Source organism: Thermococcus marinus (assembly GCF_055389025.1).
On record NZ_AP042417.1, the window covers coordinates 1,813,142 to 1,836,629 of the forward strand.

Annotated in this window: 26 protein-coding genes and 1 tRNA gene; 17 read left to right on the plus strand and 10 right to left on the minus strand. The window is 54.6% G+C overall.

Annotated elements, in window-relative coordinates:
* Nucleotides 1-85 precede the first annotated feature (85 nt).
* Complete coding sequence (locus ACZ5ER_RS10060; RefSeq protein WP_464934364.1) at nt 86-1,165, minus strand: DUF512 domain-containing protein; 1,080 nt, start codon at nt 1,163-1,165, stop codon at nt 86-88.
* Between the two features lie 57 nt (nt 1,166-1,222).
* Here ACZ5ER_RS10060 and ACZ5ER_RS10065 point away from each other — a divergent pair, with 57 nt between their 5' ends.
* Nucleotides 1,223-1,756: an adenylate kinase family protein gene (locus ACZ5ER_RS10065; protein ID WP_464935197.1), complete on the plus strand. Its 534-nt coding sequence runs from the start codon at nt 1,223-1,225 to the stop codon at nt 1,754-1,756.
* Here the strand turns inward: ACZ5ER_RS10065 and ACZ5ER_RS10070 are convergent.
* Nucleotides 1,741-2,229 (minus strand): type II toxin-antitoxin system VapC family toxin, encoded by a 489-nt coding sequence (locus ACZ5ER_RS10070; protein WP_050003776.1) that lies wholly within the window; start codon nt 2,227-2,229, stop codon nt 1,741-1,743. The two genes, ACZ5ER_RS10065 and ACZ5ER_RS10070, sit on opposite strands and share 16 nt — an antisense overlap.
* A 59-nt stretch (nt 2,230-2,288) precedes the next feature.
* Between ACZ5ER_RS10070 and ACZ5ER_RS10075 the strand changes: the two genes are divergently transcribed.
* From ACZ5ER_RS10075 to ACZ5ER_RS10085, 3 genes are all read left to right on the plus strand, one after another.
* Nucleotides 2,289-3,056, plus strand: a complete 768-nt coding sequence (locus tag ACZ5ER_RS10075) for a LamB/YcsF family protein (RefSeq protein WP_050003777.1) — start codon at nt 2,289-2,291, stop codon at nt 3,054-3,056.
* A gap of 134 nt (nt 3,057-3,190) precedes the next feature.
* Complete coding sequence (gene pxpB, locus ACZ5ER_RS10080; protein WP_464935198.1) at nt 3,191-3,877, plus strand: 5-oxoprolinase subunit PxpB; 687 nt, start codon at nt 3,191-3,193, stop codon at nt 3,875-3,877.
* Nucleotides 3,870-4,859, plus strand: a complete 990-nt coding sequence (locus ACZ5ER_RS10085; protein ID WP_464934365.1) for a 5-oxoprolinase subunit C family protein — start codon at nt 3,870-3,872, stop codon at nt 4,857-4,859. The genes pxpB and ACZ5ER_RS10085 overlap by 8 nt, the downstream gene beginning before the upstream one ends.
* Here ACZ5ER_RS10085 and ACZ5ER_RS10090 read toward each other — a convergent pair.
* Both ACZ5ER_RS10090 and ACZ5ER_RS10095 read right to left on the minus strand, forming a co-directional pair.
* Nucleotides 4,856-5,290: a UPF0179 family protein gene (locus ACZ5ER_RS10090; RefSeq protein WP_464934366.1), complete on the minus strand. Its 435-nt coding sequence runs from the start codon at nt 5,288-5,290 to the stop codon at nt 4,856-4,858. The genes ACZ5ER_RS10085 and ACZ5ER_RS10090 overlap by 4 nt on opposite strands.
* Before the next feature lie 34 nt (nt 5,291-5,324).
* Nucleotides 5,325-6,368: an NAD(P)-dependent glycerol-1-phosphate dehydrogenase gene (locus ACZ5ER_RS10095; RefSeq protein ID WP_464935200.1), complete on the minus strand. Its 1,044-nt coding sequence runs from the start codon at nt 6,366-6,368 to the stop codon at nt 5,325-5,327.
* 195 nt (nt 6,369-6,563) lie between these two features.
* Here ACZ5ER_RS10095 and ACZ5ER_RS10100 point away from each other — a divergent pair, with 195 nt between their 5' ends.
* From ACZ5ER_RS10100 to ACZ5ER_RS10125, 6 genes are all read left to right on the plus strand, one after another.
* Complete coding sequence (locus ACZ5ER_RS10100) at nt 6,564-7,817, plus strand: ATP-binding protein (RefSeq protein WP_050003780.1); 1,254 nt, start codon at nt 6,564-6,566, stop codon at nt 7,815-7,817.
* A gap of 31 nt (nt 7,818-7,848) precedes the next feature.
* A complete protein-coding gene (locus ACZ5ER_RS10105) occupies nt 7,849-8,658 on the plus strand; it encodes a DUF63 family protein (protein WP_464934367.1) in 810 nt (269 codons plus the stop codon).
* A 5-nt stretch (nt 8,659-8,663) separates the two neighbouring features.
* A complete protein-coding gene (locus ACZ5ER_RS10110) occupies nt 8,664-9,434 on the plus strand; it encodes a bifunctional fructose-bisphosphatase/inositol-phosphate phosphatase (RefSeq protein ID WP_050003782.1) in 771 nt (256 codons plus the stop codon).
* Entirely contained in the window at nt 9,424-10,038 is a 615-nt protein-coding gene (locus tag ACZ5ER_RS10115) for a rhomboid family intramembrane serine protease (RefSeq protein WP_464934368.1), read from the plus strand. Before ACZ5ER_RS10110 ends, ACZ5ER_RS10115 begins: the two co-directional genes overlap by 11 nt.
* A gap of 63 nt (nt 10,039-10,101) precedes the next feature.
* Nucleotides 10,102-10,209 (plus strand) — tRNA-Met (locus tag ACZ5ER_RS10120).
* Between the two features lie 529 nt (nt 10,210-10,738).
* Entirely contained in the window at nt 10,739-11,101 is a 363-nt protein-coding gene (locus ACZ5ER_RS10125; RefSeq protein ID WP_050003784.1) for a hypothetical protein, read from the plus strand.
* Here ACZ5ER_RS10125 and ACZ5ER_RS10130 read toward each other — a convergent pair.
* On the minus strand, nt 11,088-13,010 hold the full coding sequence (locus ACZ5ER_RS10130) for a helicase C-terminal domain-containing protein (RefSeq protein ID WP_050003785.1): 1,923 nt from the start codon (nt 13,008-13,010) through the stop codon (nt 11,088-11,090). The two genes, ACZ5ER_RS10125 and ACZ5ER_RS10130, sit on opposite strands and share 14 nt — an antisense overlap.
* A 46-nt stretch (nt 13,011-13,056) precedes the next feature.
* Between ACZ5ER_RS10130 and ACZ5ER_RS10135 the strand changes: the two genes are divergently transcribed.
* Complete coding sequence (locus ACZ5ER_RS10135; protein WP_050003988.1) at nt 13,057-13,314, plus strand: hypothetical protein; 258 nt, start codon at nt 13,057-13,059, stop codon at nt 13,312-13,314.
* Here ACZ5ER_RS10135 and ACZ5ER_RS10140 read toward each other — a convergent pair.
* Both ACZ5ER_RS10140 and ACZ5ER_RS10145 read right to left on the minus strand, forming a co-directional pair.
* Entirely contained in the window at nt 13,264-13,965 is a 702-nt protein-coding gene (locus ACZ5ER_RS10140) for a hypothetical protein (RefSeq protein ID WP_464934369.1), read from the minus strand. The two genes, ACZ5ER_RS10135 and ACZ5ER_RS10140, sit on opposite strands and share 51 nt — an antisense overlap.
* A gap of 81 nt (nt 13,966-14,046) precedes the next feature.
* Nucleotides 14,047-15,093, minus strand: coding sequence for a M42 family metallopeptidase (locus ACZ5ER_RS10145; protein WP_050003787.1), 1,047 nt, complete (start codon nt 15,091-15,093; stop codon nt 14,047-14,049).
* 109 nt (nt 15,094-15,202) lie between these two features.
* Here ACZ5ER_RS10145 and sfsA point away from each other — a divergent pair, with 109 nt between their 5' ends.
* The 3 genes from sfsA to xerA are packed head-to-tail and all read left to right on the plus strand — an operon-like array spanning nt 15,203 to nt 17,706.
* Complete coding sequence (sfsA, locus tag ACZ5ER_RS10150) at nt 15,203-15,919, plus strand: DNA/RNA nuclease SfsA (protein WP_464934370.1); 717 nt, start codon at nt 15,203-15,205, stop codon at nt 15,917-15,919.
* A 49-nt stretch (nt 15,920-15,968) separates the two neighbouring features.
* A complete protein-coding gene (locus ACZ5ER_RS10155) occupies nt 15,969-16,856 on the plus strand; it encodes a toprim domain-containing protein (RefSeq protein WP_464935202.1) in 888 nt (295 codons plus the stop codon).
* A gap of 10 nt (nt 16,857-16,866) precedes the next feature.
* Complete coding sequence (gene xerA / locus ACZ5ER_RS10160; RefSeq protein WP_464934371.1) at nt 16,867-17,706, plus strand: site-specific tyrosine recombinase/integron integrase; 840 nt, start codon at nt 16,867-16,869, stop codon at nt 17,704-17,706.
* Here xerA and ACZ5ER_RS10165 read toward each other — a convergent pair.
* The 3 genes from ACZ5ER_RS10165 to ACZ5ER_RS10175 all read right to left on the minus strand — a co-directional run bounded on the left by ACZ5ER_RS10165 (nt 17,684) and on the right by ACZ5ER_RS10175 (nt 21,242).
* Nucleotides 17,684-18,973, minus strand: coding sequence for an ATP-binding protein (locus ACZ5ER_RS10165; RefSeq protein ID WP_464934372.1), 1,290 nt, complete (start codon nt 18,971-18,973; stop codon nt 17,684-17,686). The two genes, xerA and ACZ5ER_RS10165, sit on opposite strands and share 23 nt — an antisense overlap.
* 87 nt (nt 18,974-19,060) lie before the next feature.
* Nucleotides 19,061-20,443 carry an ADP-specific phosphofructokinase gene (gene pfkC / locus ACZ5ER_RS10170; protein ID WP_464934373.1) on the minus strand — a complete coding sequence of 461 codons (1,383 nt, stop codon included), beginning with the start codon at nt 20,441-20,443 and terminating at the stop codon, nt 19,061-19,063.
* 85 nt (nt 20,444-20,528) lie between these two features.
* On the minus strand, nt 20,529-21,242 hold the full coding sequence (locus ACZ5ER_RS10175; protein WP_464934374.1) for a maleate cis-trans isomerase family protein: 714 nt from the start codon (nt 21,240-21,242) through the stop codon (nt 20,529-20,531).
* 98 nt (nt 21,243-21,340) lie between these two features.
* On the opposite strand from ACZ5ER_RS10175, the gene ACZ5ER_RS10180 reads away from it, so the two are divergent.
* The 3 genes from ACZ5ER_RS10180 (at nt 21,341) to thiI (ending at nt 23,482) form a co-directional block, all read left to right on the plus strand.
* Nucleotides 21,341-21,949, plus strand: a complete 609-nt coding sequence (locus ACZ5ER_RS10180) for a nitroreductase family protein (RefSeq protein WP_464934375.1) — start codon at nt 21,341-21,343, stop codon at nt 21,947-21,949.
* Between the two features lie 62 nt (nt 21,950-22,011).
* Nucleotides 22,012-22,335, plus strand: a complete 324-nt coding sequence (locus ACZ5ER_RS10185; RefSeq protein WP_464934376.1) for a hypothetical protein — start codon at nt 22,012-22,014, stop codon at nt 22,333-22,335.
* A gap of 4 nt (nt 22,336-22,339) precedes the next feature.
* Nucleotides 22,340-23,482: a tRNA uracil 4-sulfurtransferase ThiI gene (thiI, locus tag ACZ5ER_RS10190; RefSeq protein ID WP_464934377.1), complete on the plus strand. Its 1,143-nt coding sequence runs from the start codon at nt 22,340-22,342 to the stop codon at nt 23,480-23,482.
* The last annotated feature ends 6 nt before the right edge of the window (nt 23,483-23,488 follow it).

Genomic DNA, 23,488 nt, shown 5'->3' on the forward strand with positions numbered 1-23,488 from the left:
CCGTCCCGGGCCGGCCGTGAGGAATCCAAGACGGGATGAGCGAAGGCGATGATATACCCTATGAGCGCCGAGCCGGTCCGGGGCGTTATAACGCCCCGACTTTTTCCAGAAGGCGCGGTATCTCAGCCGGTTCAAGGGCACTCTCGACCATATATCCCTTCTCCACGAGGATTCTCGAAACAAGTTCTCCCCTCGTGAAGCCGTCGAGTGTTCTGTCCCCATAGAACATCAACTCGGGGAGGAGAACAACTCCCAGATCCACCTCTGGAAGCCTCTCAACGGTTCTCAGCACATCTCTACCCGTGAGCAGTCCAGCAGTACCTATGTTCCCGCCGAAGAACTCGTTCTTGACCGCCACAACGGGGATTCTCGGGAAGACTCTCCTGAGCTCCGGATAGGCCAGCTCGCCGGTCAGTATGTACGTGGGTATCTCAGGCTCAATCTCAAAGGGCTTAATATCAAGTCGGAACTCGTCGAGGAGGGCCTTGAAGATTGGGGGAATGACGACCTTTATTCCAACCTCTTTTCCCACGTCAAGGGCAGTTTCCTTGACGAAGATAAGTTCTTCCTTCGTCAGAGGCCTGACGTTCGTGTTGTACCTTGTCACGCCGACAGGGAAAAGTCTCACTTCGGCAACGCCCACCGAGGCCAGGTCTTCTATTATCTCGCCGACGTCGTCCACGTTGTAGCCCGGCGTCAGGATTATGTCCGCAATAATCCTGAACGTCTCGGCAGCCAGCGGGAGGAGGTCTATCAACCTGCCCGCGAGCGGGCTCCTCATGAGAGCGATTCTCTTCTCCTTCTTCGTTGTGTGGAGAGAAATCTGCATCTCATCGAGGCCGGCTTCGTGGAGACTCTCGATTCTCTTCTCGTCCAGCCCGACGTTTCCAGCGGTGTCAGTGACCCTAATCCACAGCTCTGGGTAGTGTTCGCTAACGTAGGCAATCCTCTTCTCCAGCTCGGGGTCGTTCAGCGTGTCGTGGAAGGAAACCTTGTAAATCATCTCCGGAGGGTTCTGTCTGAGGTAACAGAACAGGCAGTTGCTCCCGCACGGCCCGGCCTTGCTGGACGGAGGAATTACCACCAAGTCTTCCCTCTCATCGACACCGTCCAGCTCGTACTTCGTAATTTTCCTGAGCCTGAAGTCCTCGGTGAACTCGTACATGCCCGAAACTACGGCCAGGCTTTTAAAAGCTTGAGGTAAATGGAGGATGGTGGTGACATGATAATAGCAATAACCGGGACACCGGGAGTTGGAAAAACGACGGTTTCAAAGCTTTTAGCGGAAAGGCTCGGCTACGAGTACGTCAACCTGAGGGACTACGCGCTTGAGAATGACATAGGTGAAATGAAGGGCGACGAGCTTGAGGTCGAGGTGGACGAGCTGGCCTACAACTTCGAGCGGGACTTCAAGGGAAAGGACGTCGTCGTTGACGGGCATCTGAGCCATTTCCTGCCAGCGGACATCGTGATAGTCCTGAGGGCCCACCCCAGGCTGGTTGGCGAGAGGCTGACTGAGAGGGGCTATTCAAAGGAAAAAATCGGAGAGAACGTCGAGGCCGAGCTCGTTGACGTGATCCTGGTCGAAGCGCTCGAAGAGAACGAGAACGTCATAGAGGTAGACACGACTGGAAAGACGCCCGAAGAAGCCGTGGATGAGATTCTGGAGCTGATTGAGAAGGGGGTCAAGAAGCGCGTCGGCCTTGTTGACTGGAGCGAGGTTTATGATGAGGTAATCCCTTACCTCCGCCTCTGACGCCTCTTTCTTTTCGGCAGCAGTCTCACAGGACTCCCGCAGTCGGGACACATTCCCTCAGGAGGCATCTCGGAGAACTTCTTCCCACAGCCGATGCAGACGTAGTTCCAGCGGATTACGCGCTTTATCCCGCGCTTGAGCGTTCTGAACTCTATTCCCAGAGTCTTCGCTATGTTCTGGAGGTTGTAGTCGTCTGTGAAGAGCGTCCCCTTGAGCTCATAGGCGAGGGCGAGGACTTCTATATCCGCCTCGCTGAGCTCTCCCAGCTCCCCGGTTTTCCGGGCGGCCTCCTTAACGGCTTCAACGCTCTCCAGGGAGGGGACGAGGACTTTTACCTTTCCAGCGCTTATCAGTCCCTCTAGGAAGAGCCGAGATTCCGGGTCTTTGACTTCCTCAACGACCTTTGGTGTTGTAACCCCTTCAACATCAAACCCCTGGATGAAGACCGCAGCATCAATGACATGAGCCTTCATGGCATTAACTCGGAGAAACCCTTTTTTAGATTTCCGTCGAAATGAGGGCGGTGGTAGGGATGAAGGTTGACCTAAACTCTGACCTCGGCGAGAGCTTTGGAAGGTATAAACTCGGCCTCGATGAGGAGGTCATGAACTACATCACGAGCGCCAACGTCGCGACCGGCTGGCATGCCGGAGACCCGCTCGTGATGAGGAAGACCGTGAGGCTCGCGAAGGGAAAGGGCGTTTCTGTGGGTGCCCACCCAGGCTATCCAGACCTTCTCGGCTTCGGCAGGAGGTACATGAAGCTCACACCGGAGGAGGCGAGGAACTACATCCTCTACCAGATTGGAGCCCTCTACGCCTTCACGAGGGCGGAGGGGCTTGAGCTCCAGCACGTTAAGCCACACGGAGCACTTTACAATGCTCTTGTCAAGGAAGAGGAACTCGCGAGGGCAGTTATAGAGGGAATTGCTGACTTCGACAGGAACCTGATATTCGTGACTCTCTCCGGCTCAAGGCCGGCGGAGATAGCGGAAGAGATGGGCGTCAAAGTCGCCCACGAGGTCTTTGCGGACAGGGCCTACAACCCGGACGGAACCCTCGTCCCGCGCTCGAGGCCCGGAGCTGTAATCCATGATAAGGACGAGATAGCGGAGCGCGTTGTCTCAATGGTCAAGGACGGCGGTGTCAAGGCGATAAACGGCGAGTGGGTCGAGCTCAAAGCGGACACAATCTGTGTCCACGGCGACAACCCGAAGGCTGTGGAGATAGCGAGGCACATCAGGGAAATCCTTGAGAGGGAGGGCGTTAAGATAGTGCCGATGGGGGAGCTCATAAAATGAGGGCCTTTCGAAAGTCATGGGGCAACGAAAATCAGGAGGCGTTTATTAAAGACCTTGAGCTGGCGTTCGGGATATTTGAGGAGAAAATTGACCTTAAGAAGCTTCGAAAGGAGTGGGATCGCAAGCGGGAGACAATGAACTTTAAACCCCTCGGCGACTCGGCTTTGCTCATATCCTTTGGCGAGGTCATAGACGAGGAAGTGAACGACCGCGTCCACGCACTCACGAAGGCCATAGCAGGGGCCGGCTTCGAGTGGCTCGTCGAGGTTGTTCCAGCCTATTCTTCCCTCGCGGTAATCTATAATCCCAAGCTCATTGACTTTGAGGGAGTCAAGCGCGCGGTAGAAGGGCTTGATGTCCAAGCAGAGAAGGTCGGGGGGAGACTCATAGAAATCCCGGTTCTCTACGGGGGCGAATACGGCCCCGACCTGGAGTTCGTGGCCCAGTACAACGGCCTGACTCCTGAAGAGGTCATTGAAATCCACTCAAAACCCATCTACCGCGTCTATTTCCTCGGATTCCTGCCAGGCTTTGCCTACCTGGGAGGAATGGACGAGAGGGTAGCGACGCCCCGCCTTGAGAAGCCCCGCCTGAAGGTTCCGGCCGGCTCTGTAGGGATAGCAGGGAAGCAGACCGGCATCTATCCCCTAGAAAGCCCTGGAGGGTGGAGGATTATAGGTAGGACTCCCCTAAGGCTCTTCAACCCCCCAAGAGAGCCACCAACACTGCTCAGACCGGGAGACAGGGTAAAGTTCGTGCCGATTGATAAGGAAGAGTTCGACGAGCTCTACAGGGCCGAATGGGGGAATGAAAATGATTGAGCTCATCAGCGTCCCTTCACTCCTCACCATCCAGGACTCCGGCAGGAAGGGCTATAGAAAGCTCGGAGTTCCCACTTCTGGTTACATGGACGACTACTCGGCCAGAATAGCCAACTACCTCGTCGGCAATTCTGGAGACGCTCCCCTCCTGGAGTTCCTCCTGATGGGGCCGACAATCAGGTTCAACGCCTCAGCAGTCTTTGCCATTGCGGGGGATGTGGAGGTCAGGCTAAACGGCGTTCCAGTTGAACCCTGGACAAGCCACTGGGCGAAGAGGGGGGATATACTCGAAGTCGGGGCGCTGAGGAGCGGGCTCTACGGCTACATCGCCTTCGCCGGAGGAATAAAGTGCAAGCCCCTCCTCGGGAGCTGCTCAACGTATGCCAAGGCGGGCCTTGGAAGGCCACTAAAAGCTGGCGATGTCCTGAACCTCGGCTACGCGATACTGACGGGCAGAGAAGGGAAGCGCCTTCCAGAAGAGCTGAGGCCGGACTATTCCGCCCAGGAGATAACGGTGGGCGTCATCCTTGGCCCAGACCTGGAGCACTTCACGGAGGAGGGCGTGAGCACTTTCCTGAGCGAGGCCTACACTGTGACGCCTGAATCGGACAGGATGGGCTACCGCCTCGATGGGAAGACAATAGAGCACTCCGAGAAGGGTGCGGGAATCGTTACGAGTCCGCTCGTCCCCTGCTCCGTTCAAGTTCCCCCCAACGGAAAGCCAATCGTGATGATGCGCGACGCCCAGACCACCGGCGGCTACTCCAAAATCGGGGTCGTGATAAGCGCACACCGCCACAGACTTGCCCAGCTCAGGCCCGGTTTCAGGGTGCGCTTCAGGGAAGTCAGCGTCGAAGAAGCCAGGAAAGAACTGCTGAGGAAAGAGAAAACGCTCGAGGCGATAAGGCTCCTCCTTGAGGGAAAAATGAGGGCGTACCGGATGAAAATCGGAGAAGAGGAAGAAATAGTCTTCGTCGGTTAGTCCTTCTTTCTCATTACCTTTGCGACCTTGTACGTCTTTCCGTCGCACTCGACTTCTCCGGTTATCTCAATTATCTTCACCTGGTCGCCCTCGAAGAGTCCCTCTGGCCTGAAGAGCTCCTTCTTTTCCGGGTCACTGCACTCCTCGAACTTCAGCTGGACTATCGAGCCGACTATCGCCAACCTTGGCTCTATCGCCACCTCGACGCTCGGCTCGACGACCTCAACGACGCGAACCTTGCCCTCGTGTAGTGGACAAGAGTGCGACGGCATGCTCCTCACGCGCAGAATCTTGTACCTCCTGCCAGGTTCGAGGTTTCCAACGCACACCCCTGCCAGCTTGCAGGTTTTGCACGGCTCGGCAGGTCCATAGAATATGAACTCAACACCCGGTTTCGCAAGCTTTTCACCGACTAACGTGATTATGGCCATCTCAAACACCTCCTGAAGTTATGAGGAATGATAGTCAGATAACCCCCGTGATTTTAGCGGCTTTCTCGGCCGCCTCGCGGGTAAGGCCGTCCTTCCCAAGGATTGTGTAGCGCTCGGGCCTTATCGTGTGGGCAATCGTGAGGGCCTCGATAACAATCTCTGGGTCAATCCCAAGCTCATATGCAGTAGTTGGGGCGCCAACCCTCTTTAAGGTTTCCCTAACGCGCTCCCACTTCATGCCGTGGAGGTATGCCATTATGATGGTACCCAGTCCGGTCTGCTCGCCGTGTAGGGCTGGTTTGTCGAGGAGCATGTCGAGCGCGTGGCTGAAGAGGTGTTCCGCACCGCTCGCGGGCCGTGAAGAGCCGGCAATGCTCATCGCAACGCCCGTCGAGATTAGGGCCTTTATGACCTTCCTCACGCTCTCCTCGTTGCCGAGTCTGATTATGTCGGCATTTTTCATAACCATCTTGGCGCTCATGAGGCTCAGCGAGGCCGCGTACTCGCTGTAGTATTCCCCTTTTATCCTGTGGGCCAGCTGCCAGTCCCTAACGGCAGTCAGGTTGCTTATTGTGTCCCCAACTCCAGCCGCGAGGTAGCGGTAGGGTGCCGTTTTTATGACCTTGACATCTGCTATGACGGCTATTGGGGGCACCGCCTTAACCGAAGTTTTCGTGCCCAAGTCCCTTATTGAAGCGTTTGCGCTCGCTATGCCGTCGTGAGACGCCGTTGTGGGAAAGCTTATGAAAGGAATTCCCGTTTTAAAAGAAGCGAGCTTGGCGACGTCTATTATGCTCCCGCCCCCAACAGCGATGACCCAGTCAATACTCTCGTCCCTTATCACGCCGATAGTCTTCTCGACTTCCTCCATCGTCGCGCCCTTTTTAACAGTGAGCGAAACAACTTCATACTCCGATTTAAGGTTGTTCTCAACGTCTTTGCCAGCTATCTCCTTTGTTTTAGGCCCGTACAGGATTAGAGCCCTCTCCCCAAGGCCGAGCCGTCTCGCAACGTTTACGACCTCGCCCTTTAGGTTCTCGCCGAGCAGAACCTCGCGGGGAAGCTGCATTAGGTGCAATCCTTTCATTCTCCCACCCCTAACCTCTCGGAAGGAAAAGCTTTAAGGCTATCGGAAGGACCGTCTATGGCGACCTTAAAAAGTCCGGAGACTTCCTGGGTTCTTTGGAGAGCCAGCATGGCTTAACTCAAGGGGTTCAATTTTGGTCTTTTAAATAGGGAAATATTTAAATAATATTTCCTCTCATAAAAGACTATGATTGACAAAGATTTAACCCTCCAGTACCTGGCGGACTTCCAAGAGAAGAAGCTCCCAGAAACCGTTGAGCGTGAATTGAGAGTTCCCCTAAAGAGCGAGCAAATCATAACCCTAATCGGGCCGCGGCGGAGCGGGAAGACCTTCTACTTCTACCAGCTCATTAAAGAACTTCCGCGCGAGGACGTTCTCTACATAGACTTCGAGCATCCCATCTTTGAGGGATTCGAGCCAAAGGACATCATGGACGTTCTTAAACTCCATCGTGAGGCCTTTGGCGAGCCGGTTTACATCTTTCTCGACGAAGTTCAAGCTGTCAAGGACTGGGAACGAATGGTCAGGTATCTCCACGACGAGGGGTATTCAGTTTTCGTAACCGGCTCCTCCTCAAAGCTCCTCTCTATGGAGATAGCCTCAAGGCTGAGGGGAAGAACGCTGACCTACACTATGCTCCCCTTCTCGTTTCGGGAATTCCTGAGGGCGAGGGGATACCACATGAGACGACCTCTGAGCTCAAAGCGGGAGGCCGAGCTTAAGGCCCTCCTCAGGGAGTACCTCGAGTGGGGAGGCTTTCCAAGGGTCGTTCTTGAGGATAACGAGACGATTAGGGAGAAGCTCCTCGAAGAGTACCTTGACATGGTTCTCTACAAGGACGTCGTGGAGCGCTACGGCGTTAGAAACCTCCACGTGATGAAGCTCCTCCTCCGCTCGCTGATGCGCTCCTTCGCCAAGGAGTTCAGCGTTCATGCCTTCTACAACGCCCTCAAGTCCCAGGGAATAAAGGTCAGCAAGGGAGTTCTCTACGAGTACCTCAGTTACCTTGAGGATTCCATGAGCGTCTTTTTGGTGAAGAAGTTCAGCTACTCCCTAAAAACCTCGGAGCTTTCAATTCCAAAGGTTTACCCGGTTGATGCCGGCTTTTCACGGCTCTTCTCGTTCACACCGGACACTGGCAGGCTCATGGAACTCGCGGTGTTCCTCGAACTGAAGAGACGGGAAGCGGAGGTTTACCACTACAAGAACCACAGGGAGGTTGACTTCGTGATAACTAAGAGAGGCCAGCCCGTCGAGCTGATTCAAGTCACATACGCGCTGGACTCTGGAGACGTAAGGTCGAGGGAAGTCGAGGCCCTGAAGTCTGCCGGCAGAAAACTGGGCGTGAAGAACCTGACTGTGATAACGTGGGACTACAGAGACGAGAAAGATGGAATCCGCTTCGTTCCGCTCTGGGGCTTCCTCACGGAAAAGCTTTAAGGCTATCGGAAGTACCGTCTTTGGTGGTCGAATGGGCCTTGAAGAGTTTTTTCAGCGCTATTTCATTGACCCAATAAAGTACAATCAGGGCTACAACGCCGTGAACACGCTCGTCTATTCCATAATCCTCGGCATCGCCGTCCTGCTCCTCCACAAGATGCTCAAGAGAATGGGTATAAAAGTTGACGAGCGCTTCTTCGTCGCCCTCATGCCCTACATAATCCTTGGCCCGCTGATGAGGAGCATAACGGACATAGGCCTGCTCCCGAGGACGTACCTAACAGTCAGCCCCGGTGGTTATTTCGTCATAGCGGGCTTTGCCATAGCGTCCCTCCTGACTGTCTGGAGGCACCTCGGGCCCGATGAGAAGCTCTACCCAATCTACCGCGACTTCGGGTGGGTGCTCGTCGCGGGACTGCTCTTCATAATGGTAATCAACTGGAACAGGGTCTCGGTTAGGTGGGAATACTTCAAGTACTTCCTCCCAGCCCCCCTCGTCTCCGAGGCCGTTATATGGGCCCTTTCAAAGAAGTTTGAGCTAGTTAGGAAAAACAGGACTCTCTTCTACACCCACTTCTACGACGCAACAACCACGTTTGTTGGAATCCAGTTCTTCGGGTTCTGGGAACAGCACGTCCTCGCGAGGACCTTGATGAACCTGCTTGGAACGCCCGCCGTTATGTACCTGGAGAAGCTCGCCGTAATAACCATCGTCGTTTACGTCCTCGATAAATTTATGACTGACGAAGACCCCGAGCTTATTAACTTCGTCAAGCTGACAGTCTTCATTCTCGGGTTCGGGCCCGGGACGAGGAACGTGCTCATAACTCTCCTGGGGTGATACGTATGGAGTTTGCCTGGAACGAAATCGCATTTACTATGGCAAAGGACTTGGAGAAGACAATAATGCCGCTGTTCGGCACGAAAAAAGCGGGTGAAAACGTAGGAACCAACGTGAGCGGTGACGTGACCAAGTACATAGACAGGGTTGCGGAAGACATCATCATAAGGCACCTCAAGCCCCTCAGCGTTAACATAGTGAGCGAAGAAGTCGGCGAGATTGACAACGGGAGCGACTACACAGTGGTAGTTGACCCCCTGGACGGCTCCTACAACTTCTCAGTCGGCATTCCGATATTCGCGTTCAGCTTTGCGGTCTTCAAGGAAAAGGAGCCCGTCTATGGGGCGATCTACGAGTTCTTCCCAAAAGCATTCTACGAAGCGATTCCAAGAAAGGGGGCGTACCTTAACGGAAGACCAATCCACGTCAGCGACCCCCAACCAGGAAAGGAAGCGATAAGCTTCTACACGCGCGGTAGGGCCCTTGGGCTGGTAAATAAGGTCAAGAGAGTCCGAGTCCTGGGAGCAATAGCGGTGGAGATGGCCTACACGGCCAAAGGCTCTCTCGACGGCGTCTTTGACATCAGAAACTACGTGAGGCCGACGGACATAGCCGCCGGAGTAATGCTCGTGAGGGAAGCTGGGGGCATCGTGACGGACGAAGGTGGCAAGCCCCTTGAGCTTGAGCTGAGCGCAGAGGTGAACACGAACGTTATAGCCGCCGCAAACGAGAGAATACTCAGAATAATCCTGGAGGCGCTGGAGAATGAGCCTTGAGCACTACCTCCACCGCTACGGGCGGGCGACATTTACCCTCTTCCTGATAAACGTCGCGGTCTATGCAGTGGAGGCAGTTATGAGTAAAAATCCTTTCTGGATTAGTGGGGACGTCCTGGCTACACTAGGTCAGTGGAACTACGCCATTCTTCACCTCGGGGCATGGTGGCAGCCGTTCACGGCGATGTTCGTCCACGTCAACATAATCCACATCCTCTTCAACGCCTATTTCCTACTCTCACTGGGCAGCCAGCTCGAAAGACTCATTGGACCCAAGCGGGTCGTGATCGTTTACATTGTCTCGGGCCTGACTGGAAACCTGCTAACACTGTTCCTCACGCCACCCAACCTCGTCAGCGCAGGTGCCAGCGGGGCGCTGTTCGGTATCGCGGGGACGCTGATAGCAATAACCGGCGTCATTGGCGGGAACATGCAACTGGCCCTCTTGAACGCCTTCGTGCTCTTCCTCGTCAACAGCATCCTGCCAAGGGTCAACGCCATAGCCCACTTCGGCGGCATGGTAGTGGGCATCCTGATGGGCTACTACTACGGAAAGGCCATAAAGAGAAGGCTCACCTGGGCCTACACGTACGACTACTATTAGGCAACCACCAGCGAAAGATTTAAAAACGCCCACCGAAAGGTATAGGTCGAGCGCTCGGGTCGTGCCGGGGTAGCTTAGCCTGGTCAGAGCGCTCGGCTCATAGGGCCGCTCCCCTTCGGGGGAGCCTGAGAAACCGAGAGGTCCGGGGTTCAAAGCCCCGCCCCGGCACCATAAGAAACTTTTCTGGCGAAAAGTTTCATCAAAACCCGTAGCTCCTTCAAAAGGAATCACAAACTTTGATGAAACTTTGCCGGGCAAAGTTTCAGCGCTGGCGGAAGATTAAGTGCCTTTTGAATTGCTAAATTTTAGAATTTTAGAGTGAGTTTCTATTGGATTTGCTCTTTTGCAAGTATTTCACTATGAGAAGGCGCCCGGAGGGCGCCAGAGTAAGTTTGAAAGTGCTTGAAAGTGGATTTTTGAGGTTAAACTCACTTGAGAACTGCCAAACCAATTAGTGCACGACTGACTTTTACCCGTTGATACGAAAGGGAATTCTTTAGATCAAACAGATTAAACTTTTCTCAAAAGTTTGTTGCCAAGCAAAGGTTTCATCAAAGTTGACAGCTCATTCTTGAAAGTTCAATTTGAGCAAGTTTCCCGTTTGGATAAAAAAGCCTTCCCGAGCACACCCAGATATCGAAACCAGCCAAAACACCCCGCAACCGGAAAGTTTTTCTGGAAAAACGCCAAAATCGGCTTGATGAAGATAGTAAAAGTTCCCTCCAAGGACAGGGTTGGGATCATAAACGTCGGCGCACCACCGGAGGTCGAGCTCGACATCGACGTCAAGCCCCGGAAGGGAGAACTCGTCGTCTGGATAACGAACCCAAACACCTTCAAGGTCGAGACGGACAACGAGATTGAGCTCTACGAGTACGTCGGTTTCTGGCAGAGGCTTGACCCAGGGATAGTGTTTCTAAACCGCAAAATCGTCCTAATCCCCGGTGAAACGATAGAGCAAAAGTTACCGGTGGAGCTCACGCCAGGGAGATACAAGGTCGTCAAGGTGGCCTACGTGAACGGGGCCAAGGTTAGAGTTGAAAAGGAGTTCACAGTCCGCTGAGCCAGAAGCGTTTCAAGTAAAGCCTCATCCTCGCCAGGTCAACGGGCCTCATGGTTTCCACCATCCAGTCCGGAAAGTCCTTCCTGACGTTCCTCCAGAGAACGCGGTAGTCGAGGATTATTATCGAGCCCTTCTCCTCCGCCGAGCGGTGAACCCTTCCTGCCGCCTGAACCAGTTTCCTGTGAGCGGGGAGGTAGTAGCCGTAGTAACGGCCCTTCCCAGGAAACTTCCACTCGAAGTACCTTATCTGGGCCTGAACGCGCGGAGTTGGCCTCGCGTATGGAATCCCGACCAGGATGACCCCGTTCATCTCGTCGCCAGAGTAATCCTGTCCCTCACTGTTCCTCCCACCCATGACACCGAGCAGAACCGCCCCGTTGCCCTTTGCGTGGGCCTTAAAGCTCGCCACCATCGCGTCGTTCTCGGCCGAGCTTACTCCCTGCCTCTCGATGAAGACGGCCTTTCCGGTTCCCTCAAGTCTAACCTCAAGGTTGGCCGAGAGAAGGCCCTGGAGAACCTCATACGAGGCCGTAAACACGCCGACGTTCTTGGGGATTAGCTTGACCGCCTCAACTATGTAGTCCACCATCTTCCTGTAGACCTGGAGCGAGCGCTCCTCACCGCGCGTCGAGACGTCTTTGGCGACCAGAACCTGCGCGTTTTCACGCTTCACCATCCTCGGAAACTTCTTCAGCCTGGCATTCTCGATGCCCATGACGTCCCTGAAGGCCTCGAGGGGCGTAAGGGTTCCGGAAATGAAGAAGGCGCTGTGGACGTCACGCAGGAAGGTTAGAGCTTTCGACGGGTCAAGGGCAACTAGCTCAAGGCTCAAACCCTTCTCCCTGCTGAGCAGGAAGAGGTAGTCGTCCCTGCCGATGAGCGAGAACCATAGGAGCAGAAACTCGCCGACGCGGCCGATGTAGCTCCTCGGCGGCTTGCCCTTCTCGATTCGGTCTTCCCTAATTGCCTCGCCGATTGAGACCATCTCGTTCAGCGTTTTGACGAGCCAGCGCTCGCTTATCCCGAGTGTTCTCATCAGGTGAACGAAGACCAGCTCTGGCTGAATCGGCGTTTCCTGGATTTCCCGGTCGGCGAGCTTCTCACGGAAGAGCAACTCAAGGCCCCTGCCGAGTATGCTCAGGAAGTTGGCTATCTCGTTCTCCCTGTACTCGTCGGCCTCCTTGATGGCCCTGTTGAGGGTGTGTATGCTCAGCCTGTCGCTCAAAGCCGAGATGGCCTGGTCCGGCAAATTGTGAGCCTCGTCGAAGACGATTATCAGGTCTGAGTAATCCACGCCGAGCGAGCTTATCAGACTCTCCCTTATGCTGGGGCTTATCGCGTAGAGGTAGCTGGCAACGATGACGTCCGCCTTCTCGGCTATTTTTTTCGTGAGGTCGTAGGGGCAGAGCTCGAGCGTCTCCGCGTAGCTCAGGATTTCAGAGGGGTGAGACGGACTCTCGAGGAAGAAGTTGATAAGCTCGTTGAACTCGGCCTTTTTCTTCTTCTCGTTCTCGTAGAAGGGGCACTTTCCAAGCTTCTTCAGGTTCTTGCAGACGACCATGGCGGTGTAGGCGTCGCTCGTGAACTGGGTGAGGTAGTTGTGGAGGCACAGCTCCTTCCTGCTCCTGAGCTCAACCCCGGAAACCCTTGCCTTCCTGTTTATCGCCTTGAGTTCCTCTATAACGCGGTCCATCTGCCTGTGCGTTCGGGCCAAGTAGAGAACCTTGAGGCCGAGCTCTTTGGCTATTGGAAGAACTCCCGCCAGAACGCTCACTGTCTTACCGAAGCCGGTAGGTGCCTCGATTATGGCGTTCTCTCCCCTCTCGGCAGTTTCGCGCACGAGCTCGATGAACTCAGCCTGATTGGGCCTGAGGGTGTCGTAGGGAAAGTACTGGAGGTCTGGCTGCATGGGAAGAGTTTTTAACGGGCCACTTTTAACCTTTCCCGTGGTGGAGATGGAGGAGCGAGAGAAGAAGCTGGTCGAATACGGCATCGAAGCCCTGATTGTAGCGTGGCTTGGCTACCTGTTCCTCTACCAGAACTACCTGCTCCACAAGTGGCACAGGGGGCTCCCACTGCCAGAGAAGTGGCCCTTTGCCCTGGGGGGAATCGCAATGGGGCTGGCTTTTCTGCTCTACGAGATGTGGAAGCTTGAGAAGAAGTCACCGACGGAGAACACTGAGGAAGTACTCTCCCCCGAGCTCGAGGCCTGAGAAGTCCTCCTCACCGACGTCAAGCAGGGGCTTATTAACCTCGACTATCGCGCTTCCACCCGAGCTCTCGTGCTCGAGGTTTTTAACCACGTCGTTCTCGACGGTTATCCTGAACTCCTCGCCCTCTCCACGTCCCGCGAGGGAAAAACTCCCGTTTCCAAGGCTGAAGCGGAGGTATCTGAGGAGGTGGGGGAGATCCTCAGAGGCCAAGTCCCGCACGTAGAACTCCCCCTTCCCCGTTGGAAGGATTTTTCCAACGATTCTCCGGTAGCTCTCAGAGAAGCGGCAGATGGACAGCCCAAACCCCTTTGCAAGCTCCTCAAGCTTCCGGCCGAGAAAGCGCTCGACGAGGTCGGCAGAGGCCCTTGACACAAGCCTGCCCTCCCCAGCAGAGATCGAGAGGATGAGGAGTCCCTTCGTGCCCTTCATTATGTAGGTGGCAGTCGAATCGGCGAAGGCAATGTTCATCTTTCCCCGGAACTCAAAGCTGAACAGCCGTTTTCTCAGGTGTATCCTGACATCGAAGGGTTCTTCCCCCGAAATCTCCGCCTCGAATGGCAGTGACAAGAAGAGCTCCCCCGGTCGTGATACAACCCACTTCACGGCTTCCCAGTCCGCTGAGAAGGGCATCTCTGCCACTCTTGATTCCATCGCTGGACACCTTTGGGCGTCCGCTACCTGTAGAATATCCAAAATCCATTTTTAAAGTTGGCGGAAGAAAAGAGGTGAAAATCAGAGCTTGAGCTCCGGAATCTCTTCAAGAACCTTGACGGTCAGCTTGACCGCGGCATCGACGTCGCGCTCGTCAACGACCTCCGTGTTGGAGTGAATGTAGCGCGCCGGGATGCTTATTCCTCCGCTTGGGACGCCGGCCTTGTTGAGGTGTATGGCTCCTGCGTCCGTTCCTCCACCGGTAAGGATGTCCCACTGGTACGGAATCTCGTGCTTCTTGGCAAGCTCCTCCATCCACCTAACTATGGTCGGGTGGCAGATGACGGAGCGGTCCATTATCTTAATCGCGACGCCCTTTCCGAGCTGGGTTATCTGCTTGTGCTCCGGCGTTCCCGGAACGTCGGCGGCGATGGTAACGTCGAGGGCGAAGCCATAGTCGGGGTCAATGCCGAACGCTGAAACCTTTGCACCGCGGAGGCCGACCTCCTCCTGAACGGTCGCGACGAAGTAGACATCTGCGTCAGTCTCGGCCAACTGTCTCGCGGCCTCGACGAGGATGTAAACCGCTATCCTGTCGTCGTGGGCTATGCTGACGAGCCTGTGCTTTCCGAGCCTCTCAAGCCTTCCGTCCCAGGTGATGACGGTGCCTATCTTTACGCCCATCTCCTCGGCCTCTTCCTTGCTCTCGGCGCCTATGTCTATGAATACCTGCTCCCAGGTTGGAGCCTTGCTCCTCTCCTCTGGCTTCTGGATGTGTGGCGGGACGCTTCCACCGACACCGTAGATGAACTCGTTCGGGCCGACCCAGACCTTGAAGCGCTGGGCGATGAGCGTCCTCGGGTCAACACCTCCAACGGGCGCAACGCGGAGGAAGCCGTTCTTCTCGATGTGGGTCACCATGAGGCCAATCTGGTCCATGTGCCCCGCGAGCATGACCTTCGGGCCCTTACCCTTCTTGTGTGCTATAACGTTGCCGAGCTTGTCAACCTTAATCTCGTCGACGTAGGGCTTGAAAGCCTCGATTACAACGTCCCTGACGCCGAGGAACTCGTAGCCGGAAACACCAGGGGCCTCAACAATCTTCTTGAGCAGTTCAAAGTCCACCATCACAACCACCTCTTTCGTTAAGATTTTCATCTAAATGCTCATGGCTGGAATATTTAAGGTTTTAGGTCTCCTCCCAAAGGTTTTTAGCCTTCAGGGGACCGTTCCCATTATGGAGCTGCTTAAGCTTAACGTAGTCCCCTGCAGGTTCATAGAGAGGCTCAACCGCTTCGTGGCGCTGGTGGAAGTGGGCGGTGATGTTAGAAAGGCGCTAGTTACCAACACGGGACGGCTGGAGGAATTTATGATTCCTGGAAGGAAGGCCTTCTGCACGCCTAAGGACGGTGGGAAGACTGATTTCGTTCTTGTAGCCTTTGAAGACCTCAACGGAAAGGGAGCAATAATAGACACCCGAACCCAGGCAAGGGCGTTTGAGAGGGCCGTTGAGCTGAACCTTGTACCTTGGCTGAGAGACTGCAGGATAAAGAGGAAGGAAGTCCGCGTTGGGAACTCACGCCTCGACTACCTCCTTGAGTGCCCGAGCGGTGAAATCTACGCAGAGATGAAGAGCGCCGTCCTGCGCGGTGGGGATAAGGGCGAATACGCAATGTATCCAGACTGCCCGAGCGTCAGGGGACAGAGGCACATAAGGGAGCTCATCGAACTGGCCCGCTCCGGAAAGAGGGCAATGATATTCTTCATCGGCGCTATGCCGGGCGTTGAGAAGTTCAGCCCCTACGAGAAGGGAGACCCGGAGATAGCGCGCCTCCTGGCTGAAGCCAGAAAAACAGGTGTTGAAGTGCACGCGCTGAGCATCTCACTCCTGCCGGACGGCAGGGTGATTCTTGAGAGGCCGAGCCTTGAGGTCGAGCTTAGAGAGGATTTTTAAAGGCCTTGCCGTATTTCCAGAGGGGTAACGACCCCATGAGGTGATGGGAATGGCCATAGTTGACGTTAGGATTCTTGTGGAAGGAGCGAGCGACGTTGAAGTTGTAAGCAAAGCCCTCCAAGGTTTGGCCTTGGGAAGCGAGTACAACATAACGATTTCCGCGATAATTCCGACAACCAACGTGGAGATAGCCAAGAGCGCCGCGGCCGGTGCAGACCTACTCATTATAGCTACAGACGCCGACCGCGTTGGAAGGGAGCTGGCAGAGAGGCTCTTCAACGAGCTCGGCGAAATGGTCGGGCACATCGAGAGGATGAAGCTTCCTCTCGGCCACGACCTGGAGCACGTTGATGTCGAGCTCGTCAGGAAGGAGCTCAAGAACACCCTCGTCAGGGCAGGACTGAAGAGCCTGCAGGTTCTCCCTGAGTACATGGAGCTCAGAAAACAGCTCCTTGACGTGAAGGGGAAGTACGACCAGCTTGCGAACGAGTATGAGAGCCTTTACAAGGAGCACGAAGAGCTCAGGAAGAAGTACGAGGAGCTCCACTCCGAATACACCAGGATTAGGAACGAGAACGAGGGACTGAAGGAGCTCCTCGGCAAGAAGAGCAAGCCCGTCAAGATCGAGGACGCCTGGACCAACCTGTTCCCGGCTGAGCCCGTCCCGGACGAGAGGGTTCTCGCAATAGCGGTTGAAAAGCTCGGCCTTGCCGGAAAAGTGGTCGTCGGCCAGGGATACGTCTTCGCAGAGGAGCAGGAGCTCGTGGAGGAGCTCATGAAGACCGTTTACCTAAGCCTCGCCATAAAAGAGGACATAGAGTCAAAGGCCGAAAAACCCACCAATACTGGAGAGCAGAAAAAAGAAGGTGAAAAACCCGAATCTGGGGAAGACTTTGAAATCATAGACGCCGGATTAAAGCCAGACGAACTGCTCTAAGGGCTGAGCGATGAGCACCGAAGTCCTTGAAGAGTTCGAGACATACCTCGACCTGGAGGGCAAGAGCCCTAACACGATTAGAATGTACTCCTACTACGTCAGGCGATACCTGGAGTGGGGTGGAGCCATCAACGCGCGCTCCGCCCTCCGCTTCTTGGCAAGGCTGAGGCGCGAGGGCTACTCAAACAGGAGCCTGAACCTCGTCGTCCAGGCTTTGAGGGCCTACTTCCGCTTTGAGGGATACGACGATGAAGCCGAAAAGCTCAAGCCCCCAAAAGTGCCGAGGAGCCTGCCGAAGGCCCTAACCCGCGAGGAAGTCAAGCGACTGCTCTCCGTTATCCCGCCGACCCGGAAGAGGGACAGGCTCATCGTTCTCCTCCTCTACGGCGCGGGCCTCCGAGTCAGCGAGCTCTGCAACCTGAAGAAAGGAGATATAGACCTCGACAGGGGCATCATCGTCGTCCGCGGTGGAAAGGGAGCAAAGGACAGAGTCGTGCCCATTCCCGAGTTTCTGGCTAAGGAAATCCGCTCGTACCTCGAAACGCGCTCCGATTCGAGCGAGTACCTCCTCGTCGAGGAGCGGAGAAAGAACAAAGACCGGCTCTCACCAAAGACCGTCTGGTACCTACTGAGGAAATATGGGGAAAAAGCCGGGGTGGAGGTCACACCGCATAAGCTACGTCACAGCTTCGCAACGCACATGCTCGAGCGCGGGGTGGACATAAGGGCAATTCAGGAGCTGCTGGGACACTCAAACCTCTCAACGACGCAGATTTACACAAAAGTTACAGTCGAACACCTCAAGAAGGCGCAGGAGAAGGCAAGGCTCATGGAAGGGCTGGTGGAGTGAGTCCCAGCAGGAACTTCCAGAGGGGAACAACGTTTATCCTAAGGTTATCCCTTTCAATGGTTTCTTCTTCATCGAGAGTCACCACTGTGAGGTTCTTACAGCCGAGGTTCCTGCCTGCCTCGGTAAGGGCGGATAGCTCTCTTTCTTCGGCATCACTGAGGCTTAGGGTTACCTGAATAAGCTCCACGACTTTCCCTGATTCTGACACAACGAAATCAACTTCTTTTTCACCGGAGCCACCGTAGTAGCAGATGTTGAGGAGCGGGTTCTGGTAGTGCTTTCTTCTAAGAAGTTCAAGAAAGACGGCATTTTCCATATCTCGCGCAGGGTCTTTTCTTGAAAAGAGGGCAAAGCCGGTGTCAATAAGGTATACCTTTTTGGGGGCCCTGATAGATTCCTTTTCGGAACGGGCAAACTTCGGAAGGAAGAAGACAAAGAAAGAGTCTTCAAGTGCCCTGAGGTATTCAAGGGCGGTTGTTTTAGATGTCCCGAACTCCGACTGGAGGAAGCGGTGGATTGAGCTGTAGGAAGTGTATTTCGCGTAGTTCGATAGCAGAAGCTTAACAAGGGCCTCAATTAGGGCCACGTTCCGTATTCCGTGCCGCTCTACAACATCCTTTGTTATCATCACAGAGAAGTACTCTTCAAGGATTCTGACCTTATCGTCGAGCAAAACTACCTCAGGAAAGGCGCCGTACCGCAGATACTCCCCCAAGAGCTCCTTTATCCTGTGAACCTTTCTGCCATAGACGTCGTGCCGTTTAAGCTCAACTCCATTAAACTGGAGGAACTCCCGGAACGAGAGCGGAAGGAGAGTGTAGGAAATTCCACGCCCCCTTAGCTGGGTGGCAACCTCCCTTGAGAGGAGCTTGGAAGAAGAGCCGGTAACGGCAACCATGAATCCCTCATCAAGGAGATACCGCACGCCTATCTCCCAGTCAGGGACGTTCTGAATTTCGTCGAGAAGGAAGAAGACTTCTTTTCCAACGTTCTCTGGATAGAGGTCAAAGTAAGCATCTACAACTTTCGGAAAGTCCCTACCGGTTATCCCGAACAGAAGGGGATTCTCGAAGTTTAGGTACACATAGCGTTCCCGCTCTTCGCCGACCAGCGAATAGAGGAGATAAGTTTTCCCCGAGCGTCTAGGGCCGATTATTACAGTAGCTTTCCAAGGGTTCAAGGAAACCTCCAGCTCCCGCTTCAAAACTTCCGGCAGGTCTCTTTCATGAAAGAGGCGGATATAGCGTTTAACGTCATCAGACCGCATGGTACACTATACCGTACCAATCTTTAAAAATGTTTGGTACACTATACCGTACCAATTGGCAGGTCAAAATAAAAAAGATTCGAGTGTTCAAAGCGCCCCCTTCCTCCTGAGAAGGGCAAGGTAGCTCGTGAACGCTCCCGTTGAGATGGTATCTCCCAGCCCCACGGTCGAGACCGGGTTGCTGACGAGCCTCGTGGGGATTATCACGACCTTGTACTCCCTTGTCCTCAGGCGCCTCTTGGCCTCCTCAAAGCGGAGCTTGACGTACTCGCCGCGCTCGTTGTAGGGGACGCTCAGGCCGACCTTGAAGTCCTCCGGCGAGCGAATGTCTCCGAGAGATGCCCTCGCAGCGGCCAGGGTTGTTCCGAGCTCAAGGCTCTGCCTCAGCTCCTCCTCGCTCAGCGGGTTGTCCGCGTGGGTGATGTACATGAGGTAGTAAATCGTGTGGATTTGAAGCACTTCAAGGTTCATCTCGTCTATGAGGATTTTTCCACCCATGACGGTGTCCTCGATGCGGTTGTAGGTGAATATCCTCTCGGCGAGCTTGGAGTAGCCGAGGGCGTTAAGGACGTAGGCTATCTCGGACTCGTCCATGCCGACGCTGTCCACGAGCGGGAAGAGGTTGTAGATGACCTTCTTTCTGAGCTCGCGGTTCTGTATTGAAGCGAACTCAAGGTGCACCTTGACGTCCTTCTCACGCTTGAGGAGCATTATGTCCTTCTTGGCCTCGCGGAAGTAGTAGTTCGCGTCCTTTCCGTCGGAATAGCGGGGCCTTATGCCCTGGTAGCCGGAGAGGATTGCACCGTCAACCCCCAGGCCAATCTCAGGCAAAAACGGCTTGAGCTCTGGCTCGGTGTAAATCCTTATGCTCTCGAAGCGGGCCGATACGATGAAACGGCCCGAGTAAGGGACGGTAATCGTCTCGTTGCCCAGTTTAAAGGTCGTCCCGGCGCGGAACTCGAAGATGCGGTTCACCTTAATCGGGTCGTTCTCGCGGTAGGCCTCGCGGGGGTGCTTCAGAACGAGCTTCCCGTCCTCGACGACGGGGTAGAACAGATTAGGCTTGTTCACAAACATCTCGGCCTGCTTCTTAGCTAGGTGGGGAGTGTAAACGATTACCTTCCTGAAGTCGAGGTTGGCAAGGAGGTTGGCTATTATTCCCGCCTGGCCGCCCATCCTCTCCACATCGTACTTGAAGTGGGAGTCGAACCAGGCCTGGAGCTCTTCGTTCACAAGCGGGACGGCCATCGGCTTGCCGGTCTTGAGGGCGTGAACGAGCCTCGCGACGAAGTCCAGCGGCTCGTTTATCTCCCTCGGGTACTCTTCCATTCTCCTCTTGACTGCATCAGCCCCGAACTCGTCAATGAGCCTCTGGACTATCTCGCCGTTGAGATAGACTATCGCGTCAACGTTCGTGTTGTAAGCTGTGAAGATTGACAGCTCCCTTGCCTCGTCGAGAAGCCCTATCATAATGTATCACCCTCCGTGAGTACAAAGGTCAAAATCTTAAAAGGGTTTCGTCCCGGAGCAAAAACAAAGAGCAGGGAAAAACGAGTCAGTACTCTGTGAAGAGTCTCCCAAGGCCAGGAATGCGCTCCATAACGTCCATTTCCCGGAGGGCAAGCCACAGAGAAGCCTGGTTGCTCGTGACAACGGGGACACCGAGGTCGTTTTCGAGGGCCTCGATGATTTCAAAAGTCCTCCAGTTGGTGCAGCTGATGAAAATCGCCTCCGCTTCGTCCATGAAGCTCGCCTTGGCGAGGCGGTAGGCGGAATATGGCTCAAGTTTGCCTATGTCCTGGTTGTCCTCAATGCCGAGGCCCCTGATGTCGAGAACCGTGAAGTCGTTGGCCTCGAGGAACTCCTTCTCCCTCACGTTAATCTCGTCGGTGTAGGGGGTTATGACTATTATCTCCCTTGCATCGAGCATCTTGAGGGCCTCTATCACGGCGGTGCTGGTGCTTATTACCGGGACGTTCACTTCCTCCTCTATCTCCATCTCAAGCTTTTTCTCGTAGTCCTTTCCGCCGATCAGCGAGCCGCTCGTGCACCCGTAGAGAATCAGCTCGACACCGGCATCGCGGAGGAGCTTGGCCCCCTCAACGGCCAGTGTGTTCATCTTTACGAGCTCCTCTTCCGTGACGTTCTTCAGCGGAATCCTCGTTGTGTGGAGCGAAACGCCCTCGGGCAGGTAATCGTGAAGCTCCATCTCCATCGTCGTGTTTGAGGAGGGAACTATAAGGCCGAGCCTTCCTCTCCATCCGTACATGGTTTCACCCTTAGAGGTTTCTCGGAGGGTTCTATTAAACCTTTGGTTTGGGAAAGGATTAACAAATAACCCATGTGAAGAGATTAAGGGGTGAAAACATGGAGCTTGATGATGCCATCATGAAGAGGAGTTCCGTACGCTACTTTTTGGAGAAGCCCGTACCGGAGGAAGACATTAAAAAGCTCATCGAGGCCGCTATAAGGGCCCCGACCGCGAGCGGGCTTGAGAACTGGAAGTTCGTGGTCTTCGTGAGCGAAGACGCGAGGGAAAAGATATACGACCTGATAGGAGAGGGCATGGTTCAGTACTACCGCGCCGTGAACCTTCCGGAAGACAAGATAGAGAAGCTCAAGAAGCGCATCTACGAGATGGGTATGTACAAGGCACCGGTTTACATAGCCGTTTTCATTGACAAACGCATCCGCTTCCTCAAGGGGGCGGAGTACGACGAGCCTGAGTTCATCTGGAGCGTCGAGAGCGCCGCGATTGCCATTCAGAACCTCATGCTCAAGGCAGTTGAGCTCGGCCTTGGGACGGTCTACATAGGCGTCACGAACCTCAGGGGCATAGAGGAGAAGGTGCGTGAGCTTGCGGGCCTCGACAAGAACCACTACCTCGTTGGGGTCATTCCGGTGGGCTACCCCAGGGACGAGCCCAGGCCATCGAAAAGGAAGAAGGGCGTCGAGGACGTCACCAAGTTTATTTAATCCAAATTCAGTTATCCATCTAAACTTTTTTATTCCCTTTGTCTGAACCAGGGACGATAGGTATGATAGAGTTTGTAATCCTGCTCGGTCTCATCGGCGGCTGGCTCGTGATGACGTCAACGCTGTTCCTCATGCTGGCCTTCGGGAAAATGTGGGGCCTGTTAGGGGTTATCTTCCTCGTGGGGTTCATCGTGATTAACCAGCGCTGGAAGGTCAGGTACATGAGGACCATCATGGACGCGACCCCGAGGGCCAAAGAGCTGGCGAGGCACATCTTTGAAATGAACGAGTTAATCCTGCTGTCGTCCTACATAATGTCCCTCATCCTCTACACGGTCATCCAGAAGTACATTGAGATTGTTGTTAAGTTCCCAGCGGTGGGGTGATTGAATGAACGTTGTCATCGTAAGATACGGCGAGATAGGAACTAAGTCCAGGCAGACGAGGAGATGGTTTGAGAACATCCTCATGAACAACATCCGCGAGGCCCTCGTTAGCGAGGGAATTGAGTTCAAGAAGGTCGAGGCAAAGCACGGCAGAGTCCTCGTAAGGACGAACAGGGCCAAGGAGGCCGTTGAAGTCCTCACGCGCGTCTTTGGAATAGTCTCGCTCTCACCGGCGATGGAAGTTGATGCCGACCTCGAAAAAATCAACAAGACTGCCCTCAAGCTCTTCAGGAGAAAAAAGAGGGAACTCGGCCTTGAAAAGCCGAAGTTCCGCGTCACCGCGAGGAGAATCACCAAGGAGTTCCCCCTGAAGAGTCCGGAGCTCCAGGCGAAGGTCGGGGAGTACATCCTTGAGAACGAGGAGAGCGAAGTTCACCTGCAGGACTACGACATCGAGGTCGGCGTCGAGCTGATGGAAGGGAAAGCCTACATTTTCGTTGACAAAATCCGCGCCTGGGGAGGGCTCCCCATTGGCACTCAGGGCAAAGTTGTTGCGCTCCTCAGTGGGGGCATAGACTCACCCGTGGCCGCTTTCCTAATGATGAAGCGCGGTGTGGAGGTAGTTCCCGTCCACATCTACATGGGCGAGAAGACCCTTGAAAAGGTGCGCAAAATCTGGAACCAGCTGAAGAAGTACCACTACGGCGGGAAGGCCGAGCTGATAGTCGTCAAGCCGAAGGAGAGGGAGAAAATCCTTGAAAAGCTCCGCGAGATGAAGAAGGAGAAATACACCTGCGTATTCTGCAAGTTCATGATGGTAAAGCACGCCGACAAGTTAGCTAAAGAGTTCGGGGCGAAGGGCATCGTCATGGGCGACTCCCTCGGCCAGGTAGCTTCACAGACCCTTGAAAACATGTACATCGTCAGCCAGGCGAGCGACCTGCCGATTTACAGACCGCTCATAGGCCTCGACAAGGAGGAAATAGTGGGCATAGCCAAGAGGATAGGCACCTTCGAGCTCTCCACCCTCCCAGAGGACGAGATTCCATTCATCCCGAAGCACCCTGTGATAAGGGGCTCATGGGAGGAGTTCAAGAAGCTCTACAGGGCAGTCTTTGGAGAAGAGCCGAAGAAGAGGGAGTGCTGAGGTGGT

Excerpts from the sequence above, each read along its gene's own strand:
- ACZ5ER_RS10060 (WP_464934364.1), bottom strand. The coding sequence starts at position 1,165 with ATGTACGAGTTCACCGAGGACTTCAGGCTCAGGAAAATTACGAAGTAC.
- ACZ5ER_RS10065 (WP_464935197.1), top strand. The coding sequence starts at position 1,223 with ATGATAATAGCAATAACCGGGACACCGGGAGTTGGAAAAACGACGGTT.
- ACZ5ER_RS10070 (WP_050003776.1), bottom strand. The coding sequence starts at position 2,229 with ATGAAGGCTCATGTCATTGATGCTGCGGTCTTCATCCAGGGGTTTGAT.
- ACZ5ER_RS10075 (WP_050003777.1), top strand. The coding sequence starts at position 2,289 with ATGAAGGTTGACCTAAACTCTGACCTCGGCGAGAGCTTTGGAAGGTAT.
- pxpB (WP_464935198.1), top strand. The coding sequence starts at position 3,191 with ATGAACTTTAAACCCCTCGGCGACTCGGCTTTGCTCATATCCTTTGGC.
- ACZ5ER_RS10085 (WP_464934365.1), top strand. The coding sequence starts at position 3,870 with ATGATTGAGCTCATCAGCGTCCCTTCACTCCTCACCATCCAGGACTCC.
- ACZ5ER_RS10090 (WP_464934366.1), bottom strand. The coding sequence starts at position 5,290 with ATGGCCATAATCACGTTAGTCGGTGAAAAGCTTGCGAAACCGGGTGTT.
- ACZ5ER_RS10100 (WP_050003780.1), top strand. The coding sequence starts at position 6,564 with ATGATTGACAAAGATTTAACCCTCCAGTACCTGGCGGACTTCCAAGAG.
- ACZ5ER_RS10105 (WP_464934367.1), top strand. The coding sequence starts at position 7,849 with ATGGGCCTTGAAGAGTTTTTTCAGCGCTATTTCATTGACCCAATAAAG.
- ACZ5ER_RS10110 (WP_050003782.1), top strand. The coding sequence starts at position 8,664 with ATGGAGTTTGCCTGGAACGAAATCGCATTTACTATGGCAAAGGACTTG.
- ACZ5ER_RS10115 (WP_464934368.1), top strand. The coding sequence starts at position 9,424 with ATGAGCCTTGAGCACTACCTCCACCGCTACGGGCGGGCGACATTTACC.
- ACZ5ER_RS10125 (WP_050003784.1), top strand. The coding sequence starts at position 10,739 with ATGAAGATAGTAAAAGTTCCCTCCAAGGACAGGGTTGGGATCATAAAC.
- ACZ5ER_RS10130 (WP_050003785.1), bottom strand. The coding sequence starts at position 13,010 with ATGCAGCCAGACCTCCAGTACTTTCCCTACGACACCCTCAGGCCCAAT.
- ACZ5ER_RS10135 (WP_050003988.1), top strand. The coding sequence starts at position 13,057 with ATGGAGGAGCGAGAGAAGAAGCTGGTCGAATACGGCATCGAAGCCCTG.
- ACZ5ER_RS10140 (WP_464934369.1), bottom strand. The coding sequence starts at position 13,965 with ATGGAATCAAGAGTGGCAGAGATGCCCTTCTCAGCGGACTGGGAAGCC.
- ACZ5ER_RS10145 (WP_050003787.1), bottom strand. The coding sequence starts at position 15,093 with ATGGTGGACTTTGAACTGCTCAAGAAGATTGTTGAGGCCCCTGGTGTT.
- sfsA (WP_464934370.1), top strand. The coding sequence starts at position 15,203 with ATGGAGCTGCTTAAGCTTAACGTAGTCCCCTGCAGGTTCATAGAGAGG.
- ACZ5ER_RS10155 (WP_464935202.1), top strand. The coding sequence starts at position 15,969 with ATGGCCATAGTTGACGTTAGGATTCTTGTGGAAGGAGCGAGCGACGTT.
- xerA (WP_464934371.1), top strand. The coding sequence starts at position 16,867 with ATGAGCACCGAAGTCCTTGAAGAGTTCGAGACATACCTCGACCTGGAG.
- ACZ5ER_RS10165 (WP_464934372.1), bottom strand. The coding sequence starts at position 18,973 with ATGCGGTCTGATGACGTTAAACGCTATATCCGCCTCTTTCATGAAAGA.
- pfkC (WP_464934373.1), bottom strand. The coding sequence starts at position 20,443 with ATGATAGGGCTTCTCGACGAGGCAAGGGAGCTGTCAATCTTCACAGCT.
- ACZ5ER_RS10175 (WP_464934374.1), bottom strand. The coding sequence starts at position 21,242 with ATGTACGGATGGAGAGGAAGGCTCGGCCTTATAGTTCCCTCCTCAAAC.
- ACZ5ER_RS10180 (WP_464934375.1), top strand. The coding sequence starts at position 21,341 with ATGGAGCTTGATGATGCCATCATGAAGAGGAGTTCCGTACGCTACTTT.
- ACZ5ER_RS10185 (WP_464934376.1), top strand. The coding sequence starts at position 22,012 with ATGATAGAGTTTGTAATCCTGCTCGGTCTCATCGGCGGCTGGCTCGTG.
- thiI (WP_464934377.1), top strand. The coding sequence starts at position 22,340 with ATGAACGTTGTCATCGTAAGATACGGCGAGATAGGAACTAAGTCCAGG.